Origin of the sequence: Roseibium algicola, from assembly GCF_001999245.1 — a bacterium.
GTDB lineage: Bacteria > Pseudomonadota > Alphaproteobacteria > Rhizobiales > Stappiaceae > Roseibium > Roseibium algicola.
Map to the genome: position 1 here is coordinate 2,158,304 of NZ_CP019630.1, position 19,558 is coordinate 2,177,861.

At 59.2% G+C, this 19,558-nt stretch carries 20 protein-coding genes and 1 pseudogene; 1 reads left to right on the plus strand and 20 read right to left on the minus strand.

Features of this window, described 5'->3' with window-relative positions; genetic code table 11:
• Window positions 1-12: 12 nt before the first annotated feature.
• The 18 genes from B0E33_RS10115 to B0E33_RS10200 form a co-directional block, all read right to left on the minus strand.
• Window positions 13-294, minus strand: coding sequence for a VirB3 family type IV secretion system protein (locus B0E33_RS10115; RefSeq protein ID WP_077291125.1), 282 nt, complete (start codon window positions 292-294; stop codon window positions 13-15).
• Window positions 294-626 carry a TrbC/VirB2 family type IV secretion system protein gene (locus B0E33_RS10120; RefSeq protein ID WP_077291126.1) on the minus strand — a complete coding sequence of 111 codons (333 nt, stop codon included), beginning with the start codon at window positions 624-626 and terminating at the stop codon, window positions 294-296. The genes B0E33_RS10115 and B0E33_RS10120 overlap by 1 nt, the downstream gene beginning before the upstream one ends.
• On the minus strand, window positions 623-1,615 hold the full coding sequence (gene trbB, locus B0E33_RS10125) for a P-type conjugative transfer ATPase TrbB (protein WP_077291127.1): 993 nt from the start codon (window positions 1,613-1,615) through the stop codon (window positions 623-625). The genes B0E33_RS10120 and trbB overlap by 4 nt, the downstream gene beginning before the upstream one ends.
• Window positions 1,616-2,042: 427 nt before the next feature.
• Window positions 2,043-3,581: an SUMF1/EgtB/PvdO family nonheme iron enzyme gene (locus tag B0E33_RS10130; protein WP_077291128.1), complete on the minus strand. Its 1,539-nt coding sequence runs from the start codon at window positions 3,579-3,581 to the stop codon at window positions 2,043-2,045.
• Window positions 3,581-5,092, minus strand: coding sequence for an esterase/lipase family protein (locus B0E33_RS10135; RefSeq protein ID WP_077291129.1), 1,512 nt, complete (start codon window positions 5,090-5,092; stop codon window positions 3,581-3,583). The genes B0E33_RS10130 and B0E33_RS10135 overlap by 1 nt, the downstream gene beginning before the upstream one ends.
• Window positions 5,093-5,565: 473 nt before the next feature.
• Window positions 5,566-5,982, minus strand: coding sequence for a CopG family transcriptional regulator (locus B0E33_RS10140; RefSeq protein ID WP_077291130.1), 417 nt, complete (start codon window positions 5,980-5,982; stop codon window positions 5,566-5,568).
• A gap of 5 nt (window positions 5,983-5,987) precedes the next feature.
• Window positions 5,988-7,973, minus strand: coding sequence for a conjugal transfer protein TraG (locus tag B0E33_RS10145; RefSeq protein ID WP_077291131.1), 1,986 nt, complete (start codon window positions 7,971-7,973; stop codon window positions 5,988-5,990).
• A gap of 25 nt (window positions 7,974-7,998) precedes the next feature.
• Window positions 7,999-9,738: a relaxase/mobilization nuclease domain-containing protein gene (locus B0E33_RS10150; protein WP_077291132.1), complete on the minus strand. Its 1,740-nt coding sequence runs from the start codon at window positions 9,736-9,738 to the stop codon at window positions 7,999-8,001.
• 243 nt (window positions 9,739-9,981) lie between these two features.
• Window positions 9,982-10,701, minus strand: a complete 720-nt coding sequence (locus B0E33_RS10155) for a lytic transglycosylase domain-containing protein (RefSeq protein WP_077291133.1) — start codon at window positions 10,699-10,701, stop codon at window positions 9,982-9,984.
• Window positions 10,702-10,705: 4 nt separating this feature from the next.
• The gene (locus tag B0E33_RS10160) at window positions 10,706-11,275 is read right to left on the minus strand and encodes a S26 family signal peptidase (protein ID WP_077291134.1); all 570 of its coding nucleotides are present in this window, start codon (window positions 11,273-11,275) and stop codon (window positions 10,706-10,708) included.
• Window positions 11,275-11,790, minus strand: a complete 516-nt coding sequence (locus B0E33_RS10165) for a DUF2840 domain-containing protein (protein WP_077291135.1) — start codon at window positions 11,788-11,790, stop codon at window positions 11,275-11,277. Before B0E33_RS10165 ends, B0E33_RS10160 begins: the two co-directional genes overlap by 1 nt.
• The gene (locus tag B0E33_RS10170) at window positions 11,787-12,038 is read right to left on the minus strand and encodes a ribbon-helix-helix protein (protein WP_077291136.1); all 252 of its coding nucleotides are present in this window, start codon (window positions 12,036-12,038) and stop codon (window positions 11,787-11,789) included. Before B0E33_RS10170 ends, B0E33_RS10165 begins: the two co-directional genes overlap by 4 nt.
• Window positions 12,035-12,688, minus strand: coding sequence for a ParA family partition ATPase (parA, locus tag B0E33_RS10175; RefSeq protein ID WP_077291137.1), 654 nt, complete (start codon window positions 12,686-12,688; stop codon window positions 12,035-12,037). Before parA ends, B0E33_RS10170 begins: the two co-directional genes overlap by 4 nt.
• A 211-nt stretch (window positions 12,689-12,899) precedes the next feature.
• A complete protein-coding gene (locus B0E33_RS10180; RefSeq protein WP_228148119.1) occupies window positions 12,900-13,781 on the minus strand; it encodes a replication initiator protein A in 882 nt (293 codons plus the stop codon).
• Window positions 13,782-13,792: 11 nt separating this feature from the next.
• Window positions 13,793-14,074, minus strand: a complete 282-nt coding sequence (locus B0E33_RS10185) for a helix-turn-helix transcriptional regulator (RefSeq protein ID WP_077291139.1) — start codon at window positions 14,072-14,074, stop codon at window positions 13,793-13,795.
• Window positions 14,075-14,210: 136 nt separating this feature from the next.
• Complete coding sequence (locus B0E33_RS10190) at window positions 14,211-14,528, minus strand: DUF2285 domain-containing protein (protein ID WP_228148077.1); 318 nt, start codon at window positions 14,526-14,528, stop codon at window positions 14,211-14,213.
• A gap of 223 nt (window positions 14,529-14,751) precedes the next feature.
• Window positions 14,752-14,979: a transcriptional regulator domain-containing protein gene (locus B0E33_RS31625; protein WP_077291141.1), complete on the minus strand. Its 228-nt coding sequence runs from the start codon at window positions 14,977-14,979 to the stop codon at window positions 14,752-14,754.
• Window positions 14,980-15,101: 122 nt separating this feature from the next.
• Window positions 15,102-15,368: a DNA -binding domain-containing protein gene (locus tag B0E33_RS10200; protein WP_077291142.1), complete on the minus strand. Its 267-nt coding sequence runs from the start codon at window positions 15,366-15,368 to the stop codon at window positions 15,102-15,104.
• A 278-nt stretch (window positions 15,369-15,646) separates the two neighbouring features.
• Here B0E33_RS10200 and B0E33_RS10205 point away from each other — a divergent pair, with 278 nt between their 5' ends.
• On the plus strand, window positions 15,647-15,895 hold the full coding sequence (locus B0E33_RS10205; protein ID WP_077291143.1) for a helix-turn-helix domain-containing protein: 249 nt from the start codon (window positions 15,647-15,649) through the stop codon (window positions 15,893-15,895).
• A gap of 771 nt (window positions 15,896-16,666) precedes the next feature.
• On the opposite strand, the gene B0E33_RS10215 is transcribed toward B0E33_RS10205, so the two are convergent.
• Window positions 16,667-17,614, minus strand: coding sequence for a hypothetical protein (locus tag B0E33_RS10215; protein WP_077291145.1), 948 nt, complete (start codon window positions 17,612-17,614; stop codon window positions 16,667-16,669).
• Between the two features lie 128 nt (window positions 17,615-17,742).
• A pseudogene (locus B0E33_RS10220) lies at window positions 17,743-19,344 on the minus strand (ferritin-like domain-containing protein); the annotation flags it as partial.
• Window positions 19,345-19,558 lie beyond the last annotated feature (214 nt).

The window sequence follows — 19,558 nt, forward strand, 5'->3', positions numbered from 1 at the left end:
CCGGTTCCCCGCTCAAACAGTCAAATGCGCGGGAAAGCGCAAATGCCTGCGGCCAACTTCAACAAAGAGCGGATCGTGTTTTGCGGCCCAGACAGCGGCGAGATGCCCGATCAGCCAGATGGCAAGTCCAACCAGCCAGAGACGCAGGCCGAGCCCGACAGCGCCGGCGAGCGTTCCGTTCAGGATCGCAATGGCGCGGGGCGCGCCGCCGAGCAGGATCGGTTCACTCAACGACCGGTGCACCACGACGGTGAAACCTGGCACCACATCACGATGTTCGAAGTTCTCCGCCATCAGACCAGCGCCCCGCCGCCGAAGGAGAAGAACGACAGGAAGAAGGAACTGGCGGCAAAGGCGATGGACAGGCCGAAGACGATCTGGATCAGACGGCGAAACCCACCGGATGTATCGCCGAAGGCCAGCGACAGGCCGGTCACGATGATGATGATCACCGCGACGATCTTGGCGACCGGTCCTTCGATGGATTCCAAAATAGACTGAAGCGGCGCTTCCCAGGGCATGGAGGATCCCGCAGCGAGCGCAGCTGAAATGGACAACAGGCTGACATGAGCGACACCTACGGCAGTGGCGACAGGACGGCGCACATGAAGGATGGTTCGGATCATGAAGGCTCTCCTGATTGGGAGGGAGTTGCGGGAACGGTAGAAGAAACGCGATAGTCACCCTCGGGACCAAGGCCTTCGACGCGAGCCAGTTCCACGAGACGCCGCTGAGAACCGCTGCCGGCGAGCACGGCGATGATGTCGATCGTTTCCGCGATCAGGACACGGGGAACGGTGACGACGGCTTCCTGGATGAGTTGCTCGAGCCGGCGCAGCGCCCCTATCGCGGAGCCGGCGTGGATCGTGCCGATGCCGCCGGGATGGCCCGTTCCCCACGCCTTCAGGAGGTCAAGGGCTTCCGGTCCATGCACCTCGCCGATCGGGATGCGATCCGGGCGCAGACGCAAGGAAGAGCGGACGAGATCGGACAGTGAGGCGACGCCGTCCTTGGTGCGCATGGCAACGAGGTTGGGGGCTGCACACTGAAGTTCGCGGGTGTCCTCGATGAGGATCACACGTTCGGAGGTCCTGGCGACTTCGGACAGCAGCGCGTTGGTCAGCGTGGTCTTGCCGGTGCTGGTCCCGCCGGCGACGAGAATGTTGGCACGTGTCACGACGCCTGAGCGGAGTGCTTCGGCTTGTGCCGGCATCATGATCCTGGCGGCAACGTAGTCCTCAAGGGTAAAAACAGCGACGGCGGGCTTGCGGATGGCAAAGCTCGGAGCGGCAACGACAGGGGGAAGAAGGCCCTCGAACCGTTCACCCGTCTCTGGGAGTTCAGCCGAAACTCGCGGCGCACCGCTATGGACTTCCATGCCGACATGGTGTGCGACCAGGCGCACGATGCGATCACCGTCGGCCGGAGACAACCGCTCTCCGGTTCCGGTGAGGCCTTCGGAGAGGCGGTCGATCCAGATGCGCCCGTCCGGGTTCAGCATCACTTCGATCACGGCAGGATCTTCCAGAAGACGGGTGATCGTGGGACCGAGTGCTGTTCGGAGCATCCGCGCGCTGCGTACCTGGCCTTCCGGAGCTTGATGTAACGTCGCCATGGAATCCCCGTTAATGCCGGGGACGACAGGAACGGTCCCGGGCGGGGATGATTAAAAGGACGTGATTTTGGAGGAGTTCAATAGCTATTTGGCGGCGTCGTGCTATGGCGTACAAAGACAGGAACTGGGCGGTTGTATCAACGCTGAAAACGCCAATTTAGAGTTCAACGGTACGACCAATTCGGGGTCGTCTCCGGACGGTCCGGTTTTGGCCGAGCGACTGAGAAAGCCGACCTGCAGCGAACGACCCAATTCCCACCTTACAGTGACTTGATCTGCACGTCTGCAAATGGACATACTACAAATTTGAAACTTGTCGCAACTTACCAGCGCCCCCTCCGCAAAGCGTTGGGATCTGCATTCCGCCCCAATTAAGTCGATATATTTGTCGGTTCGAGTACCCAAGAAACACCCGAGAGCACTCCTGTCAGCCGTCTGGCAAATCCCTTGCTATTCTAAACCCTATCGATTCCGATCTGTCTGACCCTCCAACATAGATTCTTCGGGCGAAGAGGCGCAATGACATCGGGTCGTCAAGAAATGACCCGCCCCTTACGACCCGGTCTGAGCAACCCTCATACAGACGAGCGCGTCCGTCACTGGGCGCATCCTGGTGATTGCTGAACCAGCAGTCTTCGACGAGCTCCGAGACGTTTCCGGACATGTCGTACAACTTGAAGCCGTTTTGCGGAAACTGCCCGACCGGAAAGGCCTTCCTCGACACGCTTGTGTCACCCCTTCCCGGACACCCCCAACAGGCAGCAAGATCGTCCGCCATGGCGTCGCCCCAGTGGAAGATGGAGTTGCGCCCGCCTCTCGCTGCATATTCCCACTCCGCTTCGGTGAGCAATCTGTAGTTTTGTCCCGTCTTCAACGACAGCCAACGCACAAAATCGAGCGCATCTTGACGGTTTACGAAATGGATCGGATAGCGCGTATGTGGATCGATATCGCCCCCGGCATCTTTGCTGCATCCTCCCCCCCGCACACATTCGAGCCACTGCTGATTAGTGACCTCGGTTCGCCCGATAGCAAACGACGACGAAATCGTAACGGTGCGGATCGGCTCCGAGGCATCATCCGGAAACGGGGTGTTGGGCGCACTCCCCATCTGAAATTCGCCCGGGGGGATCACAACCATATTCGGGCATTCTTCGCAGTCGCGAAACGCTTCCAGCGGAGGCGGAGGTGGAACGCCGGTAGCACAGAGGTTGTAGGGAAATCGTTCCTTCAGCATGTGAAGCGGTGTGACGAAGGTTTCGGTGCTTCCAGGAACAAGTCGGCCGTCTCTGCCGGAGGTCACCAAGGCACTGACAACTGCCGTGCCGGTCTTGAATATGGCGCCGCCACTATGCCCGTCGTCAACGCGCATGCCTACGATACGAAGCCGCTCGCCGTCGGCAGGGTCGGGGGCGTTGACTAGACCGGGGACAATGGTGTCGATGGCGCTGCGACCTTTTCTCCAGCCAGCGCCCCGCACCTGAGTATCTACGGCCAACCTATCGAACGAGCAGCGCGCGGCCGGGAAGCTGGACCCGGCGATCTTCAGAATCGCGACATCAAGCTCCACCAAGCTCGCACTGTCGACCATTTGAACCGCGCCATTGTAGGTAACAACGTCCCCGTTCGGCCCAAGATACTCGATGGTGAAGAAGCGCAGCGGCACGCCGTCTTCCATTTTCCAGTCGACCAACTCCCCCGTGAACTTGTCTTTTCCGACCACATGGAATGCTGTCGCGATGTAACCGTCCGGGGTGAGGAAGAAGCCGGTTCCGTACTGGTTGATGGTCAGGTCACTCGAGTTCTGGCCGTGCACGCGCACTCTGACCATCGACCCCTGAATTCTTTCGATAGACGACTGAGCCTGTGCGAAGGATGGCGCAAAGGTGCACAAGGAGAGAGCGACGAGCAGTATTGCCTTGAAGACTCTTCGAAGGATTCTGAAATCTTCGTATGGGTTCGGCATCAGCGCGGACCCTCAATAATGACGACGTAATCTCGAATTGTAGCTCGCAGTCCCGAAATTGCTGCTCGCACCTCCACAGCCCCGGCCGACTCGAACGGACCTATGGTGCTTCTGTATCTGACGACGGGCCGAGGCGCGCTTGCGTCCACTTCCTGAATCGCTTCCAGAGGAATTGTCCGTCCCTCCGGATCCGACAACTCCAGGCTCACCGGGACGGTTTCGACTGCCGCACCGCTGGCATTCGCGGTGAGTTCGACTGTGACGACCGTGCTTTGTCCCTCTTCCAAGATCGAGGATTCGGCCTCAATCCCGATCCGGTGCAGTTCGACCACGTCACTCGGCGAAGCTGCAGAAAGGGCAACGGAGTTTCTATCCTCGGGCGTGCGCACGCCGGTGAGTATTCGCGTCAATGTCGTCCGCGCGGCGTCATCATTGAACAATGTCGAATGCTGCGCGAGAGACACAAAAGCCAGTTGCGAGTTCTGGTTTGTGGCGCTGATCTCCGCCACGGTCCCGTCACCCGCGCCGCTTGAAAACGCCGAAACGCTTTCGGCGCCCTCCTGGATGTAGGATTGCCATCTCGTCGTGAACCCGCTCCCTGCAACAAAGAATGGCGTGACGTTCGCCGGGAAAGGCTCCTCGCTCAACCGCCGCAGTTCCCGCGCTCTTCGAATGGCTTGGTCGACGGGCACATCGTTTAGCGGGTCAGGTAGCCAAGCAACCTTCTTCCAGCCGTTGAAAGTCAGAAGATCGTAGTTTGTAGACTGTCCTGGTTCTCCGAGCCGGCAGCAATTCGTGTATGTCGGCAACAACTCGTAGAATGAAGGCATGGACAGCGCAAAGCGCCGCACTGTGTTCAAACCGCCCGCCATCCAGTTCTGGACCGAACCCCATCCGTCGGTCAGCGTCGCAAGCGTGTCCGTGGATCCCTTGAATGGTGTGCCCATAAAGATCACGCGTCGAACTTGGCGCTTTGCATCCTCCCGCTTGATGTAGATGTCAGCGACCAATCCGCCCATGCTGTGGGCGACGATATCAAAATCCCGATCCTTCAGCTCGGGGGTTGAGTCAACAAATTCGGCCAACCGTTTGGCGGACGTAAAATTGCTCTGCCGCCAATCGTAGGGAAACTCAAAGAAGTCCTCCTGATATGTGTATCCAAGGGCTGCAAGGTGATTTCGCAAGGTCGAATATTGCTGCGTCTTCCAGACCCCAAAAACCGATACCTCCTGGATTGTACCGTCGACGACGACGCCGTCGTCTGGAGATGGGTCTCTGGGGCCATTAGAAAGCACCAGTCTGTCCAGACGCCGAAGGCTTGCTGCACTTCCCCAAAGGAGGTCGCCGTTTGAGCTGTCGATCAGCCTAGTTCCCAATACTCCTGGGATCAGCACAATCGGGCGGAGCGGCTCGGACGAGGCGGCCAAGGGCACGAGAAAAGTCAATGCTGCTACGATGATCCAAATGCCCGCTCTTATACCAGCCGAGATTTTTTGTAGCTTAGCAGACATGCCCAACAGACGCTCCCCTCGACCGCTTTCGACCCGAAGTGGCCTGACCGTGCCACGAGCGAGGCTAAACCTCAAGAACAACCATTGCCAGGAAATCTATTGCACTAGATTTAGGCGCATTTTCACTCTTTTCGCAAGCACTTCTACCGCGATACAAATCCCAGTTAGACATCAACCCGCAACTTCCAATTCTCATATGGACGACCGCTTTGAAAGTACCGTCACCAAAAGGCGGTCGGGCCGATGTCACCCCAATGCGGTCACAGCACCGGCCAAAGCAGATAGTCTGCTTTTCGTATTCAGCCAAAGCAAAGTGAACGACCGAGATGGGGCCGCTTTGCTGCCCGTCAGCTTAAGCATCGTCTCCTCCGTAAGTTGGTACACTAGCCTGCTGCGAGGACGTCCCTAAATCAATACACAAACCCTGCGGACACAGATAAGTCTCGCCTTATCTCACTGTCCTAATCTGGTTCTCATGGAACATCCTCGGAAATCTCCTGCCTCAGCTTCGGTCCATTCGCCAATCGTCTCCCCAGCGCGGTGACGAACGCATCATACCGTTCACCGGCTTTGGCACGCGCTGCCTGCGCAGCCGGTTCCGGAAGTGCTGGTGTCGTCGCAAGCCAGAAGCGAACGAAGATGGCCAGGGTCTCGACGGATATCCCGAGATCGCGTTCAAGCCGCGTCATCCGCCGATCGATCTGGTCGAGGCGTTTGGTGATAACTGCTTCGCGTCGCTCATCAGCGTCTGGCGACAGAAAGGAGGCGATGGCGGCCTCGACGACCAGTGACTGCGAAAGATCCCGGCGCTCGGCGTAATCGGAGAGCATCTTCATAACGTCCTGGTCGAGATAGGCAGAAATCTGAGCCTTCTTCTTGCGAGCCCTCATCGTCGTCACAGCTCCATGCCATCGCCGGAATCGAGCGAGACTTGCCGCGCTACACCTTGCATGACCCGGGTCATCCGGCTGGTCCGGGCGGTGTCATCCTCACTGTCGTCAGTCAGATCGACCTCGAATTCGTTTTCGCTCGGGGCCTTCTCTTTGACAGGCTCAACTCTGTTGAGTTCCAGTTGGTGCCGGCGTTCAGACCCCGTTGGATCCTCGTCCTGTGCAGCCATCTCCGACGCTTTTGGGCTGATTTCGGGAATCGCAGGAAGTGACAGGTCGCTCCAATCATCGCACTGCCTTTGGATGGCCGAAGCTGGCTCGGGCGGCGGTAGGATACGTTCGCTGAACCGCTTGTCCTCATAGTAGCGAGCCTTTTTTGCCCGGATTGGCGGCGTGCCCGCAACCATGACAATCTCGTCGGTTGGCGGAAGCTGCATGATCTCGCCTGGGGTAAGCAACTGGCGCGCGGTCTCGGATCGGGAGACCATGAGATGACCGAGCCACGGGCTCAGCCGGTGACCGGCATAGTTCTTCATAGCCTTCATCTCTGTCGCGGTGCCTAAAGCATCGGAAACACGCTTGGCGGTCCGCTCGTCGTTCGTTGCGAAGCTGACGCGAACGTGGCAATTGTCGAGGATCGAATTGTTCGGCCCGTAAGCCTTTTCGATCTGGTTCAATGATTGAGCAATCAGGAAGCTCTTGAGGCCATAGCCGGCCATGAATGCGAGGGCCGACTCGAAGAAATCCAATCGCCCCAGAGCCGGAAACTCATCGAGCATCAGAAGCAACCGGTGCCGGTCGGAATTTTCCCGAAGATCTTCTGCCAAACGGCGGCCGATCTGATTGAGGATCAGGCGGATCAGCGGCTTGGTACGATTAATGTCCGACGGCGGTACCACGAGATAAAGCGTCGTTGGGCGCGTGCCACCCACCATGTCGGCAATCCGCCAGTCGCAACCGCGCGTGACTTCGGCCACGACGGGATCCCGGTAAAGTCCCAGGAACGACATGGCTGTCGATAGGACTCCGGAGCGCTCATTCTCGGATTTGTTGAGTAGCTCCCGTGCCGCGCTGGCAATCACCGGATGCGGCCTGTTATCGCCCAGATGGGCGGTCTTCATCATCGCAGCCAAGGTCGACTCGATCGGTCTTTTCGGGTCGGACAGGAAAGCCGCGACACCTGCGAGTGTCTTGTCCTCCTCGGCATAGAGAACATGCAGGATCGCGCCAACGAGAAGCGCATGGGACGTCTTCTCCCAGTGGTTCCGCTTTTCGAGGGACCCTTCCGGATCCACCAGGATGTCGGCGATGTTCTGAACATCGCGCACTTCCCATTCGCCGCGGCGGACTTCGAGCAACGGATTGTAGGCGGCCGATTTCGGATTGGTGGGATCGAACAGAAGGATCCGGCCGTGCTGTGCGCGGAAGCCGGCGGTCAACTGCCAGTTTTCTCCCTTGATATCGTGGACGATGGCCGAGCCCGGCCAGGTAAGCAGCGAAGGGACGACCAGACCGACGCCCTTGCCAGAGCGGGTGGGCGCAAAACAGAGCACATGTTCCGGACCATCATGGCGGAGATAGTCTTCCTCGTAGCAGCCAAGAATGACGCCATCAGAAGTCAGAAGATTCGCCGCCCTCACCTCTTTCTTGTCGGCCCAACGGGCAGACCCGTAGGTCTCAACGCGTTTTGCTTCGCGCGCCCGCCAGACTGACATGCCGATGGCAACGGCAATGGATAGAAATCCGCCGGAAGCAGCAATAACGGCGCCGTGCAGAAAGACGTTCGGCGCATACGCATCATAGAAGTACCACCACCAGAAGAAGGCCGGCGGAAAGTAGATTGGCCAACTGGCCACTTCGAACCAAGAAGGACCAAGTTGCGCCTGAAAGCCCAGTTTCCAGGCAACGTATTGCGTTGCGCCCCAAGAGGTGAGCATCACAATGAGAGAGACCACCAAAAGCTGGCCCCAGAGGATTTTTGTCGCAGACATTGTGGCGCTCCTAATCGTTCAGATTTTAAAACCCGAGCCCTCGCCTGCGCCCGAAGCTCCAGTCCACACCGCCATCGGAACGGGTGATGCCGGATACATGACTGCCGCGGTATTTTTCGAGTGAGGGTGTCCAGGGCACAAGCTGGAAGCCGAGACCGTCATCGATCATGGCGAATCGTCCGGAGGCGAGGTCGAAGCGTTGGCGGTAGGTGCCAGCTACATACTCACCGGAACCAGCACGGCTGAATGGCTCCCCGGTGTTGGCTGCCAGCCTCTCGCCAAGCGCTTCTAACTCGTTGCGGCGCAGTGTCTCGATGAGGTTCCGGGCAAAGATGACACGCCGTCCCTTGCGCTCAGCGAGCCCCTCTTCAATCAGATGCTCTGCCCGGCGCTCAAGAGCGTCTCTGACCTCAGCACCAAAACCACCCTCTGAGAGAGCAACAGGTTCACGTGCAATGTTCTGCCGGTCGAGCCAGGTGGCTCCTGCAGCGGTGACTTGCCGTTCGATGTCGAGATCGGAGCGGATGGCGAGCGCCACGCGGCGCTGCCCGCGTGCATCGTTGAATTTCCGGAGCTCAACGATCGACCCCGGCGCGCTGTCGCCAGCTGCATCAATATCGTGAAGCCTGACGTGATGTGTCCGGCCATCAACACCGTCGACGACAGCATAAGCAGATCCTTTCAGCTCATCGTCGAGACCGCGCTCGACCAGCCGGCCGATGATGGGCGTGTCCAGACTTTCGGCCGCAAGGACGTAACTTGCCGACCCGCGTTCGATCCCCCGATCGGACAACGCCCGGTGCATCCGCTTGATGATGTCGCCGCGCTCGCCGAGTTCTCGCAGTGTTGCTTCCGCACCGTCGCCAATCGCCCATTGACCGGGACCGATCTGTTCGACCAGGCCAAGAGCCTCCAACTTGCGCAGGCGTCCGACCTTCAGGGCGTGGTATTCATCCGGCTGCCTATCGGGATCAGGAGCCATATCAACGATGCCGGAGCTGCGGCCATCTCGAACAAGCTGACGATCGAGCTGTGTCCAGCGCTCAGCCTCGACCTGGCGCTCCAGATGAAGACGGATGTCGAGGTCGGTGCGCGGTCCGAGCTCCAGTGTCGCCAGATCCTGGGCGCGGGCACGCATGCCTTCCTTGATGTAATCCCGGGAGATCACCAGGTCCTGGCCGTCGTCAAGCTTCCCGCGCAGGATGATATGGACGTGGGGATTGTCCGTGTTCCAGTGATCGACGCCGACCCAGTCCAATTCAGTGCCGAGATCCTTTTCCATCTGGCGCATCAAGTCTTGGCTGAAAGATCTGAGATCGGCCAGGTCCGTGGCGTCTTCCGGCGAGACGATGAAACGGAAATGGTGGCGGTCATCCTGGCAACGCTCAGCAAACTCCTTCGGATCGACAGCATCATCGCCTGGACTAAACATCCGCGCCTTTTCCCCGTCACGGGTCACGCCTTCCCGGCCAAGATATTTGAGATGTGCAGCGAGCGGTGCGGATCGTGCCGAATGACGAACGACCCGCGTCTTGATGACCACGACGCGGGACCTGCCGGTCAGCAGCCTATTGGCCTGAACACTGGCCCTCCGGCCGCGTCCGAAGCGCGAGCGCCTGCCGGTGCTGATCCGGCCCGAGCGCGACACATGTCCGCCAGCCTTCTGGGCGGCCGCCAGTGCCTGGGCAATGAATGGGCGGCCCCTTTGCGCACGCGATGACCGTACGCGCCCGGGCCGGATGCGAAAATCGTGCTCATCGGACATGGCGCATCTCCGCAAGGTGCAAAAATCCAAGCAAGTTCAGAACGATAAGCGTTGACCGCACGTTGCGGATTTTGGCAGCACATTGCGAAACACAACAAAAAGACCAACAAAAACAACCGACCGACCCAAGCGCACCTTGCGCCCTTTTATCTCGCCATCCCTCGGCCGCGTCACACGCCGCCGGCTCTAATCCGCTCTGTCCTGCGCGGGAGTACTCCAATCTGCGAAATGCGCCATTCGTCCTCATCGAAAACCCTCACCTGAAGATCTGGAGACAAACAGAGTTCCAGCCGTCCCGGAGCGCGGGTACCTGCGGTCCGTTTCAGCTGCACGCGGGGTTGCACTGGACCTACCGTCGAACTGCTGCCGATTTGCCGTCGCGTTGGCGGTTTTGGGACCCACAAAGAGCGGCGCATCACGCCAATCCGGCGGGCACACGGATACACCGCTGGCATCCGGAAGTGGGCGACCGCCAAGTGCCGGGGCAAGCAGCGCGACATAGGTCCGCGTTTCAACAGGCAATGCTCGGCAGGTTTCCAGATAGGCATCGTAGTGCGCCGGGCCGGCATTATAGGCGGCCAGCATGCCGGTGATATCGCCGTACCGGTCGAACATCTCGCGGAGATATGCGGTTCCCGCGAGGATGTTGTTGCGCGGTTCAAACGGATCGGCGCTAAGGCCGTATCGACCGCGCATCTCCTCCCTGGTTCCGGGCATCAGCTGCATCAGTCCCATGGCGCCGGCGGCGGAGACGGCATTCGGATTGCCGTCGCTTTCCATGCCCAGGACCGCTCGGATCCAATGCGCCGGAACGCCAAAACGCTGCGAAGCCTCTGCGATGTAAGCGGTAAATGGATCGCCTGGTATTGGTTGCCCGGACGTTGCGGTTCCTGCCGACACCACATCTGCCGAAATGCAATCGAGGAACAGGCCGGTAAGGAGAAGGAAGGCAGTGTGACGCATGGCGTTACTCTTGCCCGCTCGATCGGGAAGGCGAGCGGCGGTTCGGTGATTGCTCGAAGCGAGCCGGCTCTTCAGTCCAGACCGGCGTGAGCGTGGCAGTAATCGCAGAGACCAGAAGCGGCCCGAAATACCGGCCGTCAAAACTGTCCGGTGCGTCCGGGTTCATGAGAAAGATTTCGCCGTCTTCGAGCACACTGCAGCCCTGCCATCGCGGCAGAGAACGGTCCAACCGGTCCCGTTCCCGCGCCTGTCCATATGGCCTGCCCTCGACGAAGATTGTTGCCCGCTTGCGACAGACACCGGTACCGGGCAGCGCAAGCACATGCTTGAGCAACGGCACACCGCGCGGAAGGTATCCACGCTCAGCAAGGAAATCGGCGAGATCCTTTGGCGGCGTGACAGCAACCAGATCACCGACCTCCAACCGGCCAGTTGTCGACGCATGATAAAGTCCGACCGGCACACTGGCGGACGCATTCCAGATCAGGCGTGGTTGCCATGTGGAGACGAGCGACGACAGGGTGAGTGCTGCCGACAATCCGGTCAGCACGAAGATGAATTTGCGCCGGCGCATCACAGTACCCGCCGCCGTTTAAGCCAGGCATGATGTTCGGGCCGCGTATAGGGATGGGCTTCTTCCCCGACGGTCAGCCGGTTGTGAAGGTGCCGCCAATAGTCCGGTGAGGCGTCCGCGGGATCGATGGCGAGCGCCTCGATCGCATCGATCGCCTGCAACACCCGCTCGACTTTCGGCCAGCCGTGGATCTTCAAAAGCAATTCCCCGCCGGGGCGCACGAAGGGCAGCGTCTGGTAGGGTGCGCCGCGTCCTACCGCACTCAGGATATCGATGCGCGAGACGATGGTGCCGTAGCCATTCGCCGCCCAACGGACAAAACAGAAGATCGATCCGGGCGCGAAACCGACGATACGATCGCTGCCGCTGAGGATGTGCTCATAGGAGTGGCGTCCAAAGCGGATCCAGTGTTCGATCTTGCCTTTTTCCCAGGTGAGTTCGACCAAGGTCATCTCCGAGGTGACATCGTCAGGCAAGGGATGGCCCATCCATTTGCGGTGCGGTTTCTCGCTCATGGCTTCTCTCCATCGGTGATCGGGAATTCTCGCGCGAAGAGATCGCGCAGCATGTCGGCAACGGTGACCCCGCGCTGAAAAGCCACGATCTTGATCCGGGCACGCTGATCGGGTGTCACATCGATGGTGAGACGTGCGGTAAAACCGTTCGCGGCGCTGGCATTTAATTTGCGCTCAGCCGACTTGATCCAACTTTCGGGATCGGCTGGCCGCGATGCAAAGCCTTGACGCGAGGACTGATTGCTCATGACCCAGACCTTTCGATCCTGAGCCTGTCGATCTCCGACACCAGGGCTGCGATTTCCTGGGCACCAGGCGTGTCCTTGTCCAGTTCGCTCACAAGCCGGCCAGACTGCGCGGCACTCGCAAAGGCAACACGCTGGCCGACGGTTTGGACAAGGACCGGAGGATCGTTGTCGGAAAGAGCTTCAGCCGTATCGCGGGCGATCAGGGTGCGGGCACCGCAGCGATTGAGAACGAAGCGCGCCGTCAGTTGCGGCCGATAGATCCGCGCTTCGTTGATGAGGGCGAGCATCTCCGCCGATGCCCAGCCGTCGAGCGGCGATGGCTGCACCGGAATCAGAACCAGGTCTGCAGCCAACAGCGCCGAGCGCATCAGACCGGCAACACGCGGCGGTCCGTCGATGACAACATGATCTGCGCTCTGGGCGAGATCCGGAGCTTCCCGGTGAAGCGTGTCTCGGGCAAGACCAACGACCCCAAACAATCTCGGCAGGCCTTCCCGACTGCGCGCTTCCGACCAATCGAGGGCCGAGCCCTGCGGGTCGGCGTCAATGAGCGTCACACGCTTGCCGCGCCGTGACCATTCTCCCGCGAGATTGAGCGCTAGCGTCGTCTTGCCGACACCGCCTTTCTGGTTGAGCAGCGCGACGATCATGACGCAAATCCGCGGCGGTTCGGGGACTTATCCGCAGAGGCCCAAAACCGCTCCGGCGTTAGAAGAATTCCAAAGGAATTCTGGTTAGGAAAGTTACGGGAAGCGTAAGCTGTTGACCTGGCATCGAAATTAGGCGTTTTCGGTCCCCGATAGCACGAGGTTCGGGTCCCCGATGGCACGATAGTTCGGGTCCCTGATAGCACGAGTGAATTCACAGCTTTCCCCCAGGGCGAGTGTTGGCGCGGCGTCGATGGCGCGCGCGGGAGACAGACGCCTCACTGGTCGGAGCGAATAACAGGCGCGGCGGTGCATCGGACGCCCGCACCAATTCCAGGCGATAGCCCGGCAGAGGCTGCCGGTAGACAATGTCGCGCAGGTCGTAGGTGAAGTGTTTCAGCGGCGAGAGGCTGCCGGACTTGGCGTGGAGGTGCCTGAGCGAGAAGCTCCAGCCATGTTCCTGGCGTCCGCCATGTTTGCGCACGAGCCGGTAAAGCCACCGCTCAAGACCGCCGGTCAGGCTGAAATACGCCCGGTCGATGGTCAGAACGAGGGCATCTTCAAGAACGGTGGCGTAGAACCAGTCGGGCAGGATCAGCTCGAGGCCAAGAGGACGACCACAATGGTCAGCTCTCTCCTTCCATTCGTTGATCCAGGAAAAACGGTGCATGCGCCGTTCGGCCGGCTGACGGATCGAGGTCGCAACTGTCGTGGATTGCAGTCGATCGAGAGCGGACTTAAGCCTATCGTAATCTCTCCGGCTCACACCCCGGCCGATAAACGTCAGGATCTCGTAAGGAGTGGCTGCCATCAGGCGCGAGGTCCGAAGGCCGGCGTCGCGTGCCTCGACGATCTGCGATGCGGCCCAGATCAGAATATCCGCATCCCAGATTGTCGCCATACCGTGCTCGGCTACTGCCTCGACGCGAATGACGATCGGCCCCGCCTTGAAGTCTATCGGCTTCAGGCGCCTGGATTTGGCAAGCGAGAAGAAGGGATAGGCCATCAGATCCTGCGCATCGCGCGGAGCAAGATCTCCGGGCAGTGCCCGGAAGAAGTCGAGCTGATCGTGAGGCGAAGGCGCCTTGTAGTTCACCACGGCACGCCTCATCGCACAGCGCGGCGGGAACCGCTTGCCTGCTGCGCATTATGGCGCTTTGCCGGAAGCACCTGTCCGCTCGGGTCCGAGGTTGACGTCACAGCACCACGATTGGCCCATGCCTGCAGATCCTCGAGCGAATAGACGACACGGCCACCGAGTTTGCGATAGGCAGGCCCCGTTCCATAGGTCCTATGCTTTTCGAGCGTGCGGCCGGAAAGGCCAAGAAAACGGGCAGCTTCGGGGGTGCGCAGAAAGCGCGGCGGCATTCCGGCGAGCGGATCGGGCATGATCGAACCTCCAGGGACTTGTGAGCACCGCTGGTCAGCAGCGGCCGATGGAGGTCACGATGGCGGAGGGAAGAAGCGGAGGGGGAGTGCGAAGATGAGGATGCGAAAATCGCACCCCTTCGAACTTTCGGGCTTTCTAGCGGCGAAGCAAGTCCAGATAGCCGCCGGCAACCATGGCGAGGCCGTCCCGCACAAGCCTTATGGTCGTGTCGCGAAGGGGAGAGGTTTTCCAGGGCTCTGACGCCACCCGCCTGGCCCCGAAGAGGTTTTCGGCGATTTCCCTGTAGGAGGCACCGTTTGTGCGGCCATCGACCGCGCGCAGCATGGATTTGAACCGAAGGCGTTTCTGTGGGGTGAGACGGCTGTCCGCGCCGATCTCTTTGCCTTCGAGGAAATCCAGGAAGCGCCCCATCGCCCTGTGCCGGGCGCGAGCACCATCGTCCAATGGAGACAAGATCGAGAGCGGATATTCGGTAAATCGAGAGTCCTGAAGCAGAAGATGGACGGATTTCAGCCCTTTTCCGATGATGACATGCAGCCCTTCAGGGCTCTGGCGGGTGATCCCGCTGCGGAGGGTTTGAATGTCGAGAATGCTGAGTTCGTCCGGTTTAGAACCGGTTTCCGCTTTTGTCAGTATTACCTTCGACTTATCGGCTGTCGGCTCCCAGTGAATAGGTTCATCCAGAGCGGTCAGGTCGGGACTTGTCGCGAAATGAGATCCCCCAGCGTGCGCGGAGCATTATGTCCATCTCGTCGGGAGACCTCCCTTCGGCTTTCAGTTCGGCATATTCGCGCTGATATTCGGTATTTCGTCTAAGGCCTTCCCAGCAAAGGTCGGGGACACTCGAATCGTCAAAATACTCGTACGCAGCGGCTGATCGCCACTGCGAGACATCCGGCACCATCGGCAACCTCCTGAAATGCAGGAAAAATGCAATTGGAGGCCGGAACCATCATAAGTTGCAATGGCGAAGGGAACCCCTTGGGTTGGGAGAACATGATGCGCGGAATGCATCGCCAACAGAGGTCACTTCCCCTCGCCTTCCGCCAGGAGTAGCCGATAGCCGTGTTCCGTCATCCAATGCGCACGTGCCAGATGGCTATCGTGAATACGCCTTGCCCGCTCAGGCTCCCGAGCCGGATCGAGACCAAACAAAATCTGTGTGGCTTCTGTCCAGTCCGCACCGTCTGCCTTGGCGTCCAGGAGACGCATATAGAGCTTGAAGTGCTTTTTGTCGTAGTCGGTGAGTTTATCTGTGTCCGGTGCCTGATCGAGAAATCCCGGTTCAGTCATCGCGCGCCCCCTTTACCTTGTGCCGCCGTGAAAGCGGTGGTGCCCATTTCTTTGTAACAATAATTGAGAATAGTTGTAAGGTTAGCCCAATGCATCGCGTGATGCACACGGCGCATCGAAACACGCAAAAAACGCCGAATTTGACCCACGTTAACCGTACAATACGCAGAGATTTTTCTCGGGACGCAAAAAGCCAGCCTCGTAATCAAATTCTTCGAGGTTCTTTTGTAGAGAATACTCCGTGGTAAAATACTCTTCAAGGCGTTGCTCTCCGATTTATGGAAATCCGAGAGGTTTTTGCAAAAAATCTGAGAGCGTTGCGGCAGGCTAAAGGCCTGTCACAGGAGGAACTTGCCCATCAAGCAGGGATTGATCGGACCTACATCAGTGCCCTAGAGCGCAACGTGTATAACGCCAGCATTGATGTGGTTGATAGATTGGCACGAGTGCTGGGGGTGGAAGCCGCACAGTTGCTTAAACCAACGACCACAGACCATGAAGAATTGAAGCTTGAGGCCGATACTTAAAAACAATATGTACTCAGCGATTCTTCAATGGATGATTGTATGAAAGCTCCTCGACGGAGATTTCGTCTTCTTGCGTCAGAAATCGGCTTCGCAGAAGGCCAAATGGCAGTTCGTACACGAATCTGATGGCGCTATCTCACACTTTCGATGGAAGCGTTTCCAACCAGAACGGGTGCGTATCCTGAGCGAAAATGAACCGCAGACTGGTAAGGTTCACTTGCTGGAACTCAGCTCGAAGCGGCTCCTCAACGAGGGCAGATAGAACCCACCAGCAAATAAAATTTTATTCACGACCTCGTTTTGTATTTCCAGATGCGAATATACGGTTAGAACATCTCCGTTGGTCGCTTGAATGCGGCCGTGGCAAAGGCTATCCGGCTAAGTCGGAACATCATGTTGCAGCACCACGTGGGTGTGCAAGTCACCAGCTGACCGCCGCTCGGGCGCTCCGTCTGGCTGCGGCACATTTTTACGGCATCAACCGTGCACTTGTTTTCAGCATCGATATTCGCCAGATCCATCAGCCGCGAGACAAGGACACGACAACTCTCGTTCTTGCCAAAGAGTGGCGCTTAGTCTGAACCGTAAACTTTTCCTGCCAGATGGGCCGATTTGCCCCAAACGAAATTTTCCAAAGCTAAGTCGAAAGTATGGAAAATCACATACAACTATGCACTATGACCTCCTGTTTACTTGGCACAAAGGGCGACATCACGCGTGCTTATTACAGAACTTTCAAATCGATCTGCGCCCGACGGAAAATAATGGATTTCAGAACAGCTTGGTGACCAGTGACCTGTAGAACTTCTGGTCTTCGCCTTCGGACTTGTCGATGCGGTCGAGCAAGTCCTTCAAAGTGACGTCTACCCTGGTCGTCGTACGCGTATTCGGCCGATCAGTCCGGCTGATGCCAGTCACGCCCACATGCGGGAGAATTGCGGCAATCACGCGCTCAACGGTGTTGAACAGGAAGTCGGTGCTGTAACCGGCAAGGAAACCGAACGCGGCGGTGCTGAGATGGATGACCCCACTCTCCTCGGTCGTTATGGTTTCGGCAAAAAGGACAATGGCACCGCCCGAAATCGTTCCCAAGAGAATGCGATTGAAATACTCGGGTTGCCGGCGCATGTCGAAGCTGCGCTCGTAGAGATAAACATGCGCTGAACGCAAGAGGTAGACTGAAGCGCCGAGCCCCCCGTAGAGATAGGGTGCGATGATGCTCGCAAATGCCGTCAACCCGGCCTTCCAGCCCGAGGCGCTGTCACTCTCGAAAGGAAGATGTGCACCGCCCCAATCGAATGCCACGATCACCACGGCAAACACGATCGCCATGATCCAGATCTGGCGCGTAAATTTCTGCGCAAGGGATACTTTTGGAGCATTGGTGTCGCCAGTTTCCGTGTTGCGCAGTGTCTCGGTGGTTACCGGTGCGGTGAACTGTGCCAGCGCCATGTATTGCATCTGGAAGTCGACAAGGTCCGCAACGGCGACGGTTACCGGCAACTCGTTTTCTCCCGGCTTCGATGAGCCTTCAGTCAGCGCGGCGAACCCCTGAAGGGCCGCGACCAACTCCCGCGGCACCGTCTGGCCCTCCGGATTCACGTAGCCGGTCTGAACGACGAATTCCAGAAGCTCGACAGCATCTCGAACCTCGCACAGATTGTCTTCACCCAGCGGAACCTGGCCAGTATCCGGGTCGGCAGGTGGTTTCGTGGTCATCTCGGTCCTCCGTTTCAGGAAAAGGGGATCATTCGTGCAATTCGGAGCTGCTCCCTGATCATGAGGTCGGACCCGGCGTTGGGAATTCCAGCTATTGGGCAGAAGCCGCCGGTTTCTGCCGTGCCGCATCAGTTCTCCGGCAGGGGCTCCGGCTCCGAGACCACGCCGATCATGCCGGGTGGCTGACTGTCCGGAGCGCCCCGTGAAATCCAGTCCCGGATATAGTCGATCCGGACCTGTGCAATCCTCGGCCGATAACGCGGCATTCGCAGAGGGTTCTCCTCAGGCAACCCGATACGCTGAATGATCGCCGAGCCGTCCGGATCGCCGGCCTTGACCGGATTGACGGAACTGGCCAGGAACTGCTGCAAATCGGTGTCTCTCCAGAAGGCCTGATGAGGCGGGCCGACGGAAAAACCGCGCACGGCCTCATCCAGGATTTCAGCAACCTTTCGGAACTCATACGCGGCACCGGATGCGGGCAGATGTCCGCCCGAGCCGAGGAGGTCCGCCACGGCAATGCTGCCAGCATCGTCTTCGACCAGAAACGCCAGGAATGGATCATCCCGGTCTTCATCGGTCGAAGTCAGCTCTCGTGCAAGGTTCTCCGCAGCGCGAAAAACGTCTGCATGGCCCCGCCAGCAATCCGTATCATCGGGGGGCAGATCCAGCCGGTAGGGCAATTCGAACGGTGGTCCGGCCCTGGATTCACCGCCGGCGTCGTTCAGCGGCATCTGAACGAGCTTGCCCGCGATTTTCTTGAGCCGCCGCATCTCCTTGAAGGTCCAGTAGGCAAGCACCCCCTTGGGCGTTCGATCACCGGACTGCACGCCCTGGCGGACGAATACCGGGCCTTCGGACCTGAGTGCGTGGGCCAGGAAACGCAGAAGCAATCTGTATCTCAGGTTGAACAGCTGGGCCCAGGCGCGCGTTCGTGAGGCCGTGATCCGGCCGTCCGGCGCATCACCGGCTCCCTGCCCGGAGGACACGGCCACCGTGACATTCGGGTCGGACACGACCGGCCGGACCGGCACCGTACCCGTTTCCTGCTCGATTTCCGCGAGCAACTTGTAGGAGGCAAGGAACCGCTCGAAATGGGATTCGCCATCCCCCATGTCGACATTGGCCTCTTCTCCCTGGTCACCGATTTCCTGAAGCGCAGACACTGCTGCCCGTCGGGCGTCAGCGCTGTCCACCTGGTCGAACGTGTGCACCAGCACCCTGAGATCGATATCCTTCACGGGGAAAGGATGCGGCCTGTAGCCCCAGTCGTCCCAGCGGGCCTGGCGCGATACCCGGTCAAGCCGGAAATCCTCATCCCTGAGGTCATTGGCGAAAAGCTCACGCAATCTGGCGAACAAGGGACCGACGTGCCGGACCATGTGGCCGTCATTGCTTTTGCGCGCCCTGGGTTCCAGCTCGGTGTCGTAAAGCCGGAGTTCTTCCGCCGTTAGCCCGGCATCAAGCGCGGCCCGGTCGACCGGGCTCTCCGCGATGGCATACTTTGCCAGGCTGTCAAGCGAGACGCGTTCCAGCGCAAACCGAAACGGATAGATCTCGCTCGCATGTGGCGAGTGCTCCCGCCCCAGATGCAAGGGAGCTCCAAGGAGGGTCAACAGGTTCTGCACGGTTATCAGATGCCCCATTTCCTCCCTGGCGATCTGCCGAAGGATGTCCTTGAGCATCCGGACCTTGTCCGCTGCATCACCACCCCGTCCTTCATCCAGCGAGTAGGATGCGAACAGGTAATGCACCATCAGGAAGTGCTCGATTTCCGCGGCCGCCGTAAGCCAGAACACCGCCTCGTCTCTTGGCGCAAGGGGTGGGCTGACAACGGGTGTAGCAGCCGGCGACGCGACGGCCGCAGCCGGTTTTGCCACGGGACGGGCAAACACGTCCGGCGATATGTAGGAACTGATCTTCATCTCCAGAGCGCCTCCGTCG

Bases quoted from the DNA above. Each gene is read 5' to 3' on its own strand.
- B0E33_RS10115 (WP_077291125.1), bottom strand. From the start codon at position 294: ATGGCGGAGAACTTCGAACATCGTGATGTGGTGCCAGGTTTCACCGTC.
- B0E33_RS10120 (WP_077291126.1), bottom strand. From the start codon at position 626: ATGATCCGAACCATCCTTCATGTGCGCCGTCCTGTCGCCACTGCCGTA.
- trbB (WP_077291127.1), bottom strand. From the start codon at position 1,615: ATGGCGACGTTACATCAAGCTCCGGAAGGCCAGGTACGCAGCGCGCGG.
- B0E33_RS10130 (WP_077291128.1), bottom strand. From the start codon at position 3,581: ATGCCGAACCCATACGAAGATTTCAGAATCCTTCGAAGAGTCTTCAAG.
- B0E33_RS10135 (WP_077291129.1), bottom strand. From the start codon at position 5,092: ATGTCTGCTAAGCTACAAAAAATCTCGGCTGGTATAAGAGCGGGCATT.
- B0E33_RS10140 (WP_077291130.1), bottom strand. From the start codon at position 5,982: ATGAGGGCTCGCAAGAAGAAGGCTCAGATTTCTGCCTATCTCGACCAG.
- B0E33_RS10145 (WP_077291131.1), bottom strand. From the start codon at position 7,973: ATGTCTGCGACAAAAATCCTCTGGGGCCAGCTTTTGGTGGTCTCTCTC.
- B0E33_RS10150 (WP_077291132.1), bottom strand. From the start codon at position 9,738: ATGTCCGATGAGCACGATTTTCGCATCCGGCCCGGGCGCGTACGGTCA.
- B0E33_RS10155 (WP_077291133.1), bottom strand. From the start codon at position 10,701: ATGCGTCACACTGCCTTCCTTCTCCTTACCGGCCTGTTCCTCGATTGC.
- B0E33_RS10160 (WP_077291134.1), bottom strand. From the start codon at position 11,275: ATGCGCCGGCGCAAATTCATCTTCGTGCTGACCGGATTGTCGGCAGCA.
- B0E33_RS10165 (WP_077291135.1), bottom strand. From the start codon at position 11,790: ATGAGCGAGAAACCGCACCGCAAATGGATGGGCCATCCCTTGCCTGAC.
- B0E33_RS10170 (WP_077291136.1), bottom strand. From the start codon at position 12,038: ATGAGCAATCAGTCCTCGCGTCAAGGCTTTGCATCGCGGCCAGCCGAT.
- parA (WP_077291137.1), bottom strand. From the start codon at position 12,688: ATGATCGTCGCGCTGCTCAACCAGAAAGGCGGTGTCGGCAAGACGACG.
- B0E33_RS10185 (WP_077291139.1), bottom strand. From the start codon at position 14,074: ATGCCCGATCCGCTCGCCGGAATGCCGCCGCGCTTTCTGCGCACCCCC.
- B0E33_RS31625 (WP_077291141.1), bottom strand. From the start codon at position 14,979: ATGGTGCCGGATGTCTCGCAGTGGCGATCAGCCGCTGCGTACGAGTAT.
- B0E33_RS10200 (WP_077291142.1), bottom strand. From the start codon at position 15,368: ATGACTGAACCGGGATTTCTCGATCAGGCACCGGACACAGATAAACTC.
- B0E33_RS10205 (WP_077291143.1), top strand. From the start codon at position 15,647: ATGGAAATCCGAGAGGTTTTTGCAAAAAATCTGAGAGCGTTGCGGCAG.
- B0E33_RS10215 (WP_077291145.1), bottom strand. From the start codon at position 17,614: ATGACCACGAAACCACCTGCCGACCCGGATACTGGCCAGGTTCCGCTG.